Origin of the sequence: Anaerocolumna chitinilytica (genome assembly GCF_014218355.1) — a bacterium.
GTDB classification, from domain to species: Bacteria; Bacillota; Clostridia; order Lachnospirales; family Lachnospiraceae; genus Anaerocolumna; species Anaerocolumna chitinilytica.
Genome location: NZ_AP023368.1, coordinates 17,344 through 30,695 on the forward strand (window position 1 = coordinate 17,344; position 13,352 = coordinate 30,695).

Here is a 13,352-nt window from a genome sequence, read left to right on the forward strand (position 1 = left end):
ATATATATGTGGATAAAACCAGGTTTTGAATTATTGTATAATTTTAAATTAAAAGTAATTATCATTAAGATAGTATTTCTTCAAAAAAGAATTGAAAAAACAGAATGTTATTGTATATAATGGTAGAGTATAATTAATTAGGATAATTCATTAGAAGAATAAGTAATACTGTTCAATCAGTATATTATCATGGATTATTGATTATAGGAGATGGATTTATATATTAATATCTGGATTTGGAGGTGATTATTATACAACTATTTAATGAATATAAAGTAAAAGCTTTGGAACTTAAAAATAGGATAGTTATGCCGCCTATGTGTATGTACTCTTCTGATGAAAGTGGATATGCTAACGAGTTTCATTTTACACATTATACTACCAGAGCTGTTGGTGGTGTTGGCTTAATTATTGTAGAAGCAACAGGAGTTACACCTAATGGCCGTATTACGGAAAGAGATTTAGGTATTTGGGAAGACGGGCAGATATCAGGATTAAAGCAAATAGTACAAGCCTGCCATGATCAAGGAAGTAAAATAGCAATACAACTTGGACATGCAGGAAGAAAGTCTACCGTTAAGAATGATATTATTCTTGCCCCCAGTGCTATTCCCTTTGATGAGAACAGCCCCGTACCTCACGAATTGTCAGTTACTGAGATCACCGAGATAATAAAGGCTTTTAAAGACGCAGCACAAAGAGCGGAGAAGGCAGGGTTCGACGCAATTGAAATTCATGCTGCCCATGGATATCTTATAAGTGAATTTTTATCACCCATATCTAATAAAAGAACAGATAACTATGGAGGCAGTATTTCTAACAGGGCAAGAATTTTAAAGGAGATACTAATAGAAATCCATAAAGTATGGCCGAAAGAAAAACCTGTTATTGTCAGAGTGTCAGCGGATGATTATCATCCGGAGGGAATGACTCCAAGTCAGATGGCTGAGATTGTCCATGAAGTTAAAGGTTATATTGATATACTTCATGTGAGTTCCGGAGGAGTAGTGACAGCACCAATTAAGTTATATCCTGGATATCAGGTCGAAGCTGCTAGTTTTCTGAAAGCAAATTGTAAGGTCCCGGTCATAGCAGTTGGATTAATTAATCATCCTGATCTGGTAGAAGAGATATTAAATAATAATAGGGCAGATTTAGTTGCTATTGGGAGAGAATTGTTAAGAAATCCATATTGGGTGCTTAATACTGCTTATATAAACAAAATTGATAATGTTTATCCAGAGCAATATAAAAGAGGATTTTATATTCGTAGTAATCATTAATTTAGAATAAGACAGCCTCACTATATTAATTTTATAAGTATATCAAATTAAATATTTTTCTATAAATGATTTTAGTATATTAAGCTAATATTATTATTAAGAAGTAAAGTTGCAGAGATTGGTTATGTTCTGAATCATATAATTGATTATGTTCTGAATCTTATAATCGATTATGTTCTGAATTATATAATTATTATGTACTAAATATTTTTGTTTACATTCAAATAAAATAATTTAGAAACAACTATAATACTTTTAGAGTAGATTTAATTTCTGCGGAAATACTTCTGAAATTCTGTATAATCCTATTGCATTAAAGAATATGTTATAGTATATTTGTGTATGTAATTAGGTATTTACGGATAGTATGATTTTATTTTATAAAAAACTAAAATAATTAATAAAATAGTGAATTAATATTATCATTATAAGTGAATTAATATTATCACTATAAAGGAGGATATGCTTATGAAATTTTTTATTGACACTGCAAATGTAGAGGATATTAAAAAAGCAAATGAAATGGGTGTTATCTGCGGAGTAACAACGAATCCCTCTTTAATAGCAAAGGAAGGAAGAGATTTCGTACAAGTTATTAAAGAAATTGCTTCTATCGTAGACGGGCCAATCAGTGGAGAAGTTAAGGCTACTACTGTTGATGCCAAAACTATGATTGAAGAAGGAAGAGAAATTGCAAAGATTCATCCCAACATGATTGTTAAGATTCCTATGACAGTGGAAGGATTAAAAGCTACTAAGGTATTAACCTCAGAAGGCATAAAAACAAATGTTACATTAGTATTTACAGCTAACCAGGCATTGCTTGCTGCCAGAGCAGGTGCAACTTATGTATCACCTTTTCTTGGCAGGCTGGATGACATATCCACACCAGGTATAGAATTAATAAGAACGATAGCTGATATTTTTAGTATTCATGATATTAAATCTGAGATTATAGCTGCCAGTGTTCGTAACCCGGTTCATATTACGGACTGTGCTCTAGCCGGTGCACATATTGCAACAGTGCCCTATAGTGTTATTGAACAGTGTACAAAGCATCCATTAACGGATCAAGGTATAGAAAAATTCCAAAAAGATTATAAAGCAGTCTTTGGTGAATAATAGAACAAATATAGCTTAATGAATAAGCAAGTATTTAGGAGGAAAAAAATGAGTAATATTGATACTTTGTCAGTTAACTCTTTAAGAGTGTTAGCTGCAGATGCAGTACAGAAAGCAAATTCAGGGCATCCAGGTCTACCCTTGGGAGCAGCTGCCATGGCTTATGAGCTATGGGCGAACCATATGAACCACAATCCGGGAAATCCTGACTGGGTGAATAGAGACCGCTTTATTTTATCCGGTGGTCATGGCTCCGCGATGTTATATAGTTTGCTTCACTTATTTGGCTATGGTAACCTTTCTATCAAAGATCTTGCTTCATTCAGACAGCTTGACTCTTTAACCCCTGGACATCCTGAGTATCGACATACAGTAGGCGTAGAAGCGACGACGGGCCCTCTTGGTGCCGGTATGGCAATGGCTGTTGGTATGGCGATGGCAGAGGCTCATTTGGCTGCTAAGTTTAACAAAGAAGGATTTCCTGTAGTTGATCATTATACTTTTGCTCTAGGCGGAGATGGATGTATGATGGAAGGTATTACTTATGAAGCGATGTCTTTAGCAGGAACTTTAGGACTTGGCAAGCTGGTTGTACTGTACGACTCCAATAAGATATCCATTGAAGGAGATACGGATATAGCTTTTAGAGAAGATGTATCCAAACGTTTTGAGGCTTTTGGTTTCCAGACACTGGTTGTAGAAGATGGAAACAACTTACAGGAAATAGCGGCTGCTATTGAAGCTGCAAAAGCAGATACAACAAGGCCTTCATTTATTACTGTAAAAACAAAGATTGGCTTTGGCTCACCCAGAGAAGGTATGGCAAGTGCCCATGGAGAACCTCTTGGCGCAGATAATGTAAGATTATTAAAAGAAAAACTAGGTTTCCCTGTTGATAAAGATTTCTATGTTCCGGAAGAAGTATACCGTCATATGGAAGAGTTAAATAAAAAGGGAGAAGAAGCAGAAAATAAATGGAACCAGATGTTTGAGAGTTATTCTAAGGCATATCCGGAATTAAAAGATCTTTGGGACAAGTGCCATGATGAAAACATTGGAGAAGAACTTCTGGAAAATCAGGATTTCTGGGCATTTCCTGATAAGGCAGATGCTACAAGAAATCTCTCAGGAATGGTAATCAACCGTATTAAAGATTTGGTTCCCGGTTTTATTGGAGGCTCAGCAGATCTTTCACCTTCTACTAAGACATATATGAAGGATGAAGGAGATTTCTCAAAAGAGGATTATGCAGGACGTAATCTTCACTTTGGTGTAAGAGAGCTTGCTATGGCTGGAATAGGAAATGGTCTGGCACTTCATGGCGGCTTAAGAGCCTTTGTTTCAACCTTCTTTGTATTTAGTGATTATGTTAAGCCTATGGCAAGACTTTCCTCACTTATGGGACTTCCGTTAACCTTTGTTTTAACCCATGACAGCATTGGTGTTGGGGAAGACGGGCCTACCCATGAACCCATAGAGCAGCTTGCAATGTTAAGAGCAATGCCTAACTTTACCGTATTCAGACCCGCAGATGCAACCGAAACCATTGCAGGATGGTATTATGCGATTACCTCTAAGAGAACACCTACCGCGCTGGTACTGACTCGTCAGAACCTTCCTCAATATGCAGGTTCCAGTAAAGATGCCTTAAAGGGTGGCTATGTAATTGCACCTTCTGAAAAGGAAGTTCCGGATGCAATTATTATGGCAAGCGGTTCTGAAGTAGAAGTCAGTGTGTTGGCAAAAGAAGAACTTAAAAAAGAAGGAATTGATGTAAGAGTTGTAAGTATGCCTTCTACAGATTTATTTGATTTGCAGAGCAATGAGTATAAGGAAAGTGTCCTTCCTAAATCAGTAAGAGCCAGAGTTGCAGTAGAAGCAGCAGCTGGATTTGGCTGGGGTAAATACGTTGGTCTTGACGGAACTACAGTTACCATGAAGGGCTTTGGTGCATCAGCACCGGCAGGTGAATTATTTAAGAAGTTTGGTTTTACAACTGAAAATGTTGTAGCAGCTGTTAAGTCTGTATTATAAGGTAGTAAGTGGATTTGCAGAATTTTCTAATAACGGTGCAATATTTCAGATAAAACGGAATGTATGGGCGTCGCAGGCAGATTGATTAGATTTGCTTGCGGCGCTTTTCTTTTGTCGTTCAGTATTAAGGGAATATTTCTAATGGAATTTTAATATTCAGATATTGCAAATAAATGGGTTAAAAGATAGAATTAAAATAGATATAATTCGCTGTGATATAAGACTGTATATAGGGAAAAAGAAGATGGGAAAACAGGAAAATATAAGTTAAAAATAATTAAAAAAGCGGCGAAAAAGATACGTTAAAAAGAGTAATTAATCTAGACTTTTGTGGGAGGGAATTATGCCGAAGATACTAATTGTGGAAGATGAGAGTAAAATAGCCCGGTTTGTGGAGCTGGAGTTAAAATATGAAGGATATGAGGTGGATATTGCTTCTGACGGAAGAGCAGGGCTTGAGAAAGCATTGCAGAAGGATGTAAATCTGGTGCTCTTAGATATAATGCTGCCTGGAATCAGCGGTATTGAAGTGTGCAGAAGAATACGTATGGAATCTGATGTTCCGGTTATTATGTTAACAGCAAAGGATGATGTTACAGATAAAGTTGCTGGACTTGATATCGGTGCGGATGACTATATGACTAAGCCTTTTGCAATTGAGGAACTTCTGGCACGAATAAGGGTAGCCTTAAATCGCCATACCAAGCAGGTTCAGCCTAAACAGGATGTTTTAAAGATAGGTAAGCTTAAACTTAATTTGTCAGGGCATAGTGCTTTTTACGGTGATGAAGAACTGGTGCTGACAAAGAAAGAGTATGAGCTCTTAGAGTATCTGATGCGTAATAAAAACATTGCCATTACAAGAGAGCAGCTTCTTAATAATGTATGGGATTATGAGTATCTGGGGGATACAAATGTTGTGGATGTTTATATACGTTATCTAAGGCAAAAAATTGATGATAAGTACAGTGTAAGAATGATTAATACAGTGAGAGGGGTAGGTTATATTATCAAAGATGAAGTTTAATTTAAAAGAAACCTTAAGACAGCTTCTTATAAAGATTGTACTTCCCTTTCGAAAACGAAGAGAAAAATGGCTCGGAAATTTTCGGTTTTCCATCGCCTTTCGAATTTCTCTGAATTACCTTAAGCTATTAATTGTAAATGGTATTCTATTTCTTTGTTTTTTTTCGTTATTGTTTTTATGGAGCGGAAAAATGCAGCTTGAGGAAAAAGGTGAGGTTTTATTAAAAGAAGCGGTGGCAGATAACGCAGGAAATCTGGAGCTGGACAGAAGTACATGTGAGCTATTGGGAATTCACTACAGTATAACAGAGGAAGGGACAAGAAAGGTTCTCTTTAATAATATAGAGAGTGAGCTAGTAAAAGAAAAAAAGCTATTTGGCAGAATATACGTCGATAATTTAATTACGAAAGGACCTCTTACAATAATTGTGGAAGAAGGAAAAAAAACAGTTATCCAAGGGAGGTCCGTGTCAGTACTTGTCCAATATAATTTGTCGGACAGCCTAAATCAATTATACAAGCTGCTGCTTTGGATGTGTCTTCTATTTGCATTTTTTCTTTATGTTATTACCAGAAAAGGAAGAAAAAGTGATATCAGTCTTTTAGAGCCTATATATGAGATGTCAGATACAGCGAATCGTCTGACGGTGAATAACCTGGACAGCAGAAGGCTTAACGTGGAGGGAACAAAGAATGAGTTAAAAGACCTGGCAGCAGTGATTAACAATATGCTGGACAGATTAGAGATATCATATGAGAGTCAGAAACAGTTCGTTTCAGATGCATCTCATGAGCTGCGTACTCCGATTGCTGTAATACAGGGGTATGCCAATCTCTTAAACCGCTGGGGGACAGGGAATGAAGAAGTTCTGATGGAATCTATAGATGCTATTAACAACGAAGCAAAATTTATGCAGGACCTGGTAGAAAAACTATTGTTTCTTTCAAGGCATGATAAAAAGACATTAAAGCTTGAAAAAAGCAGATTTAATATGTGTCAGATAGTAGAAGACATGGTAAAAGAAACAAATCTGGTAGTAAAGAATCGTATTATTGAAGCTCCTGTTTTACAGGATGTGGAAGTATACGGAGATAAGCAGTCTCTTAAACAAGCTATCCGAATATTTATTGACAATGCTGTGAAATACACCAATGACGGTGATACCATTACGATTACCTGTAAGAATGATGACGGAGATTGTGTGATTGAAGTTAAGGATACCGGTATTGGCATGACAAGAAAAGATGTGGATAATATATTTGAACGCTTTTATAGGTCGGACCAGGTAAGAAATGCAAAAATCAGCGGTCATGGACTAGGATTATCCATCGCAAAGCTTATCATTTTAGGCCATACCGGAAAGATTAAAGTTCGTTCACAGCTTACCAAGGGAACAACGTTTACCATAACACTTCCCAAGCGGTATTAGTGAACTTACACTGAAAAAGGATTAATTAATTTGTGAAAGTTTAAATGGAACATTAGAATAGTGGATCCTGGAAGTCATTATGATAATCGAGATTAGTTATATAGACAGAATGAAAGTAATTAATAGATTTATTAATTATGAGGTTATAAGCAGTTATAATTGGATCAAAAAGGTAAAAAAAACTCCATGGCATATGGTAAATATCGAAGCCATGGAGTTTTTTTTATATATTCTTATAGTGAATAGTTGTTATGAGTATTTTATTTGTTTATAAAGCCCTTTGATTCTTACGTATGCTTAGAATCAGTATAATCGAAGATACAGCACCGAAGAATAAGAAGGATTGAATCATTGGTACAAAGTTATAGGTGCCACCTTGCCAGAAAGTTATAAAATCACTGCTTATATAGGACATAGGAAAAACTTTAGCAATAGCTTTCAGACCGGAGGGGAGTTGGTCTACGGTAATACCCATCATACCGCATAGTATCATAAAACCAAAATAAAGAAACATAGATACCGCATAGGTAGGGCCGAACTTTCGAAAGATAGTAGCAAAACCATGAGCCAGAATAAAAAATATTGCTGATAGAACATATAAAGCTGCGATAAAGCAAAGAGCAGAGGCTGGCTTTGGCACTTGCAGATCAAGAAGGAAGCTGTCAACTACGGCATAGAGTATAAATGCAGCAGTGGTAAATATTAAATAAGCAACCAGTTTGGCAGCAAGCATTGTTTTTTCCTGAAAACCAAAAAGGTTCATACGCAGAGGAATATCTTTTTCCAGCTCCTGTGAGTAGTTTGCGGCATATCCCATAAGCAGGACGGCCATAGGTATAATCATGCTCATTGTAATAAAAAGTCCGGTAATAGCTTCGGCATACATATTCTCAGGTACTTCAGTTTTAAAAATTACCGAAAATAATGCAGACATCATAATCGGAAAAATAACACCAAAAAATATAACAAATATATTTCCGGTAATATTGCGTAATTCATAGGAAATCAAATACCAATTAAGCTTCTTTCTTTTCATTGTAGCTCCTTTCCATACATCTATCCTTGGCATTAATGGACATAATTTCAATATTGTTATTACTGCGTTTGAAATTAATATCTGCTTTGATAAGAAGTTCTGTAATAGCCATCTCAGCTTGATTATCCTGGCAGGGGAGAGCAATAAGGTGCTCTGGAGCTTTTAATGTGGTAAATGCTTTCGTTATTTCTTTATTTTCTGGTGTATTATCAAGAGTAATCACGGTTTTTCCGCAGTATTTCTGAAACAATTCTTCCTTGCTTCCAAAGTCAATTACCTGACCTTTTTCGAGAATTAATAGCTTGTTGACCAACTGCTCTAATTCTTCATAATAGTGAGAGACAATACACAAGGTAGTCGCTTTGTCACGGTACCATTCCACAAGCTTTGACATTAATTTCTGTCTTGTTTCAAAATCGAGGCCAGAAGTGACTTCGTCGAAGAATACCAGCGGGGCATCCTGAATCAGCACAAGAATAATAGTAAGCCGCTGCTTTTGTCCGCCTGATAGGGCAGAGTATTTTTTGGAGAGGCATTCCTCAAAATCAAAGAAGGTAATGAGGTCCTGTAATATCTTGTTCTTTTTGATTCTCGTATTCAAGATGGCTTCCATGATATGCTTAACTGACATGGTATTGGCATAATGGTTATGCTGCAGGTGGACTGCCATTTCTTCCGGTCTTATATCTGTTATAATGCTTCCCTGATAGTTGGTCAGCCCTAAAATTGTTTTCACAAGAGTTGTTTTACCGGCACCGTTGGAGCCGATAATACCGACCCGGTCACCGGTTTTAAGGGTTATTGGAGTATTAATGGATAAGGCCAGCTGATTTCCATATTGAACTCTTACCTGGTTAATTGTAATCATATAAAATCTCCTGTTCTTTCATAGTACAGCTATTGTACTACATACACTTTATTTGCTTATCTTAAGTATAACAAAAGCGTATGAATTTGGGATGAAGATTCCATGTAGAGATTATGCAAATATCAGTTCAGCCATTACAGCGTTCTCTAAGTTGGTAAGAGTCAGCTGGCAGTTTAGGAGCTTCGCATAATAGGCGGCAACGTATAAGCCCAGACCATGAGATCCAGTTCCTGCCATTCCGGAAACAAAAGGTTCAAAGACATGGGGTAAAAGCTCAGCCTTTATAGCAGCTCCGTAATTGATAATACAGAGTCTATTCTCTTCACAAACTATGGCTATCCTGCCTTTACGCGGCGTATAGTTAATCGCATTGGAGATTAAATTATCTAATATCTTTTTAAAGAGTTCTGAGTCCGTCAGAAGATTAGGTGATGAACCTTCTATGGTGAGCTGCTGTTCCTTTTCCTCCATTTGTATACGGTAAAAGGAGAGACATTCCTCCAGCAGGCAATTAAGAGAGAAAGACTCCTTCTCCAGTTCTTTATGGCTATGATTTAGAGATAAGAGATCATCTATAATTTTCTTCATGGATTGCAGTTGTTGTTTTACTTCAGGTAGGTATGCTTTTGTATCCTTGTATTTACCCACCTCATGAATCATTCCCTCAATTAATAATAAGGCAGCAGCAATAGGGGTTTTAAGTTGATGGGAGGAAGCACGCAGAAATACCTCCTGCCGCTTATTTTCTTCGGCAAGTCGTATATTCTTAAACTCCAATTCCTGATAACTGCTTTGTATCTTCTCATATAAATTGTTCAGACTTTCAGCCAGGCTGGCAATTTCATCATGACCGTTCATAGTTACAGGTTCAAGTTGTAAAGCTTCTGTCTCTGTCATGAATTTTGCATGGTTAGAAAGCCGTATAATAGGGTAAATAATCAGTTTAGAAAAAAACTGGGAGGAGATAAGTACCAGCAAGAACACAACGGCTGCTATCATAGGTAAACTTTGAAGGATAACCGGCTTTATCTCATCTATCATGGGAGACATTACCGGGAAAAGGGTAATTATGATATCTTTATTCGTTAAGCCCAGTGCAATATAGTTTGTGTAATAATTATTACCATCGGTTACGCTGGATTCATATACTATCAGCTTATCAGAAGTTTTATGAAACCTTGAAGAAACTTTTTGAAAAGAGTTGTTATTATTATGAAGTTGAAAGGTAATGCTCAGAGGATACTCTTTGGAGAAATATTTATCAACAGACAAAAGTTTCTTTATGTCATCTGTAGGAAAATCATCTTTCTTCAGTTTTACTATTTCATCTGTATGGTCGGCATAGTACCTTAATTTATCCAAATAAGAAATTAATTCTTGATTATGAATCTCCACAGTGGAGGTAAAGAATTGATTCAAGAGATAGATACGGTTTCCGGTGAGAGGAATTTTAATCGTCATAGTTCCGCTGGCACTTTTCACCGTACTTTTGTCATAGTTTCCGGTTTTCATTAAACTTTCCTGTAATTTAACAGCAGACATATAGTTTCTGTCCTGCATATAAGATACATAGAGAGAGGGGAGCATAAGAATAAAATATCCAATTAATAGAGAAAGCATAAGAATGGATATTAATGTGCTGTAAAGAAGAGTCTTTTTTGATAGATTCATAGATGCTCTGGATCCTTTCTTTATGTAGTTTCTTCCGTGTACTGATACCCCACCCCGATAACAGTTCTGATATAGTTCACAGGCAGTTTTTTACGTAAGTTCTTCACATGTGCATCAATGATACGGTCATTTCCGATATAGTCCTCATTAAATATTTTTAGGATAAGCTGTTCCCTGGTAAATACACGGTTAGGTTCCTTTTTTAGAGTTTGCAGCAGGAGATATTCACTTAAAGTTAGGAGAAGAGAATCATTATTATAAAAGGCCTGGTAGGCCTCTTCATTTAAATACAGTCCGGTGGTTTTGGTCTGGGTTTTATGAAAGGAGGAGGTTCTTCGAAGAATTGTCTCTATTCTTTTTAGGAGAATAATAGGAGACACAGGCTTTACCACATAGTCGTCTGCATATAGGTTGAAAGCTCGTACCTGAGTAGGTTCGTCATCTATCGCCGTCAGCATGATAGCTGCCATGTCAGGCTTTATACTTCGAATATGTTCAAGCACCTCCAGGCCGCTTTTGCCGGGAACCATGATATCTAACACGGCAAGGTCAAAACTCTGATTGTTTAATAATCTAATAGCTGCATCACCGTCTTCTGCAGTAGTAACCTGATATTGTTTAAGCTGCATGTATTCTGTCAAAACCTCTCTGATGGTAGGTTCATCTTCTAAAAATAATATCTTTACCATGGGACGCTCTCCTTATTTAAGGTTCTTTCAAGAGTTAATTATAGCAGATAAAACCGGTATAGCACAAGATTTGGATAAAGTATACGGTAAAGCGTTGCAGGATGAATTAAAGAAAAACATATTATTGAATTCATATTATAATTCATATTATCATGTAAGGGGTCAACAAAAAGAAGCAGTCTGCCTTTCCGTCTAGCCGCCGATACCTTGGCATATTACAGTTTTATAAGAGCCAAACAAACTTTGGGTTTGAACTGCTCCATATAATATGTAAAATACCTTTAGTATCGTGCTTAAATGGAAATACAACCTGCTTCTTATGTTTAAGAGTCCTATGTAAACCAGTACTCTTATAGGTGGTTATTATAAATAATAAATAGAAAGTATAAATAAGATAAATGGTATAATTATATTATTAATCTAAATATTTTTGAACTGTGCCATATAAAGTTCATAATAAGCACCTTTTCTCTCCAATAACTCTTTGGGACTTCCTTCTTCCACAATACCACCGTTATCAATATAAAAGATACGGTCAGCTTTTTGTATAGTAGACAGACGATGTGCTATTACAAAGGAAGTACGGCCTTTTAATAAAGCCTCAATACCTTTTTGCACCAGAAGTTCTGTATGAGTATCAATACTTGAAGTCGCTTCGTCCAGTATCAGAATCTTCGGCATGGAAACCATAGTACGGGCAAAGGCTAAAAGTTGTTTTTGGCCTGCTGATAATCCGGCTCCTCTTTCTTTTAATTCCGTATCATAGCCTTTTTCCATCTTGATAATGAAATCATGGGCATTTACAGCTTTTGCAGCAGCAATAATTTCCTCATCGGTTGCATCCAGCTTGCCGTATTTTAAGTTATCCTTAACGGTACCGGAGAAAAGGAAGTTATCCTGGGTCATTATGCCCAGCTGCATACGGAGGCTTTCAATCGCTACATCCTGGATGTTATAACCATCAATGAAGATTGTTCCTTCCTGTATATCATAAAAACGGCTGATTAAGTTAACTACCGTTGTTTTACCGGCACCGGTAGGACCTACCAGAGCAATTGTTTCACCGGGTTTTATGTGGAAACTTACATTATTCAATACCTGTGTGTCTTTATCATAGGCAAAAGTTACATTCTCGAAACGGACGTCACCTTTAATTACCGGAAGTTCTTTTAATTCCCCTGCATCTGTTATATCCGGCTTTGTATCCATAATTTCAAAGATTCTCTCCGCACCGGAGATGTTTGTAACCAACTGATTATAAAAATTACTAAGGTTCATGATAGGACGCCAAAACATGGATATATACGTGGAGAAGGCAATCAATGTTCCAACCTGTATGTTATCTCCGGTCATCTTGATACCAAAGAAGAAAAGGGATATAGTACCGATTCCCCAGCAGAAATCAATAATAGATCCGAAGCCGTCACTTAGGGTAACCGCTTTCATAAAAGCACCTCTGTGCTCTTTAAGCATAGAATCAAAGGCCAGAGAAGTCTCTCCTTCCGCTGTGAAGCTCTGTATAATACGCATGCCGGATAAATCTTCATGGATAAAGGCATTTAAGTTGGAGTTCTTCTTCCGGTATAACTGCCACCTGACATGGGAGTATACCTGGATCAGCCACATTCCGATAATTAGCAGTGGAAGACTTATAAGAGCTGCTAACGCCAGTCGGAAATCCTTTACCATCATAATTGCTACTACAGCTATAATAGTGATAAAATCCGGTATTAATGTTGTAACACTATTAGAAAGTACATCTTTCAGGGAGTTTACATCGCCTATAACACGTGCAAGTATCTTACCCGTTGGTCTGCTGTCAAAAAAGCTAAAGCTCAGTTTCTGGATGTGGGTATAAAGTTCCTGTCTGATGGTTAGCAGTACGGTATTGCTTATCTTTGCCATAATAAACATACGCAGTTTTACTAGCAGGATGTATGTAATATTCAATACGGCGGCAAAAAGACCGAGCTTTATGAGTCCGTTTACATCTTTACCGGCGATATTTACATTGATGGCATGCTCTATTATGAGAGGGTTTATAAGACTGATTGCCACAGTCCCGCCCATAATAAGCAGCACAGCAAGGATTTCTCTCTTATAGGACAGCAGGTATCGAAATAGCCTTAAGAGAGTATTTACTTTACTGGAGCCGTTAAGATTCTCGTCGGCTCTTACAGAATTTACTGACAT

10 protein-coding genes are annotated in these 13,352 nt (G+C 36.9%); 5 read left to right on the forward strand and 5 right to left on the reverse strand.

What is annotated here, in order from left to right; translation table 11 throughout:
• Window positions 1-242 precede the first annotated feature (242 nt).
• From namA to bsdcttw_RS00120, 5 genes are all read left to right on the forward strand, one after another.
• A complete protein-coding gene (gene namA / locus bsdcttw_RS00100; protein WP_330602339.1) occupies window positions 243-1,283 on the forward strand; it encodes an NADPH dehydrogenase NamA in 1,041 nt (346 codons plus the stop codon).
• Window positions 1,284-1,751: 468 nt separating this feature from the next.
• Window positions 1,752-2,405, forward strand: a complete 654-nt coding sequence (gene fsa / locus bsdcttw_RS00105; protein WP_185257446.1) for a fructose-6-phosphate aldolase — start codon at window positions 1,752-1,754, stop codon at window positions 2,403-2,405.
• Window positions 2,406-2,453: 48 nt separating this feature from the next.
• Window positions 2,454-4,439 (forward strand): transketolase, encoded by a 1,986-nt coding sequence (gene tkt / locus bsdcttw_RS00110; protein WP_185257447.1) that lies wholly within the window; start codon window positions 2,454-2,456, stop codon window positions 4,437-4,439.
• A 343-nt stretch (window positions 4,440-4,782) separates the two neighbouring features.
• The gene (locus bsdcttw_RS00115) at window positions 4,783-5,466 is read left to right on the forward strand and encodes a response regulator transcription factor (protein ID WP_185257448.1); all 684 of its coding nucleotides are present in this window, start codon (window positions 4,783-4,785) and stop codon (window positions 5,464-5,466) included.
• A complete protein-coding gene (locus tag bsdcttw_RS00120) occupies window positions 5,456-6,895 on the forward strand; it encodes a sensor histidine kinase (RefSeq protein ID WP_185257449.1) in 1,440 nt (479 codons plus the stop codon). Before bsdcttw_RS00115 ends, bsdcttw_RS00120 begins: the two co-directional genes overlap by 11 nt.
• A 268-nt stretch (window positions 6,896-7,163) precedes the next feature.
• On the opposite strand, the gene bsdcttw_RS00125 is transcribed toward bsdcttw_RS00120, so the two are convergent.
• The 5 genes from bsdcttw_RS00125 to bsdcttw_RS00145 all read right to left on the reverse strand — a co-directional run bounded on the left by bsdcttw_RS00125 (window position 7,164) and on the right by bsdcttw_RS00145 (window position 13,352).
• The gene (locus tag bsdcttw_RS00125; RefSeq protein WP_185257450.1) at window positions 7,164-7,931 is read right to left on the reverse strand and encodes an ABC transporter permease; all 768 of its coding nucleotides are present in this window, start codon (window positions 7,929-7,931) and stop codon (window positions 7,164-7,166) included.
• Window positions 7,912-8,799: an ATP-binding cassette domain-containing protein gene (locus bsdcttw_RS00130; RefSeq protein WP_185257451.1), complete on the reverse strand. Its 888-nt coding sequence runs from the start codon at window positions 8,797-8,799 to the stop codon at window positions 7,912-7,914. Before bsdcttw_RS00130 ends, bsdcttw_RS00125 begins: the two co-directional genes overlap by 20 nt.
• Window positions 8,800-8,910: 111 nt before the next feature.
• A complete protein-coding gene (locus tag bsdcttw_RS00135; RefSeq protein ID WP_225903749.1) occupies window positions 8,911-10,470 on the reverse strand; it encodes a sensor histidine kinase in 1,560 nt (519 codons plus the stop codon).
• A 20-nt stretch (window positions 10,471-10,490) separates the two neighbouring features.
• Window positions 10,491-11,159 carry a response regulator transcription factor gene (locus bsdcttw_RS00140; protein ID WP_185257452.1) on the reverse strand — a complete coding sequence of 223 codons (669 nt, stop codon included), beginning with the start codon at window positions 11,157-11,159 and terminating at the stop codon, window positions 10,491-10,493.
• A gap of 420 nt (window positions 11,160-11,579) precedes the next feature.
• The gene (locus bsdcttw_RS00145) at window positions 11,580-13,352 is read right to left on the reverse strand and encodes an ABC transporter ATP-binding protein (RefSeq protein ID WP_185257453.1); all 1,773 of its coding nucleotides are present in this window, start codon (window positions 13,350-13,352) and stop codon (window positions 11,580-11,582) included.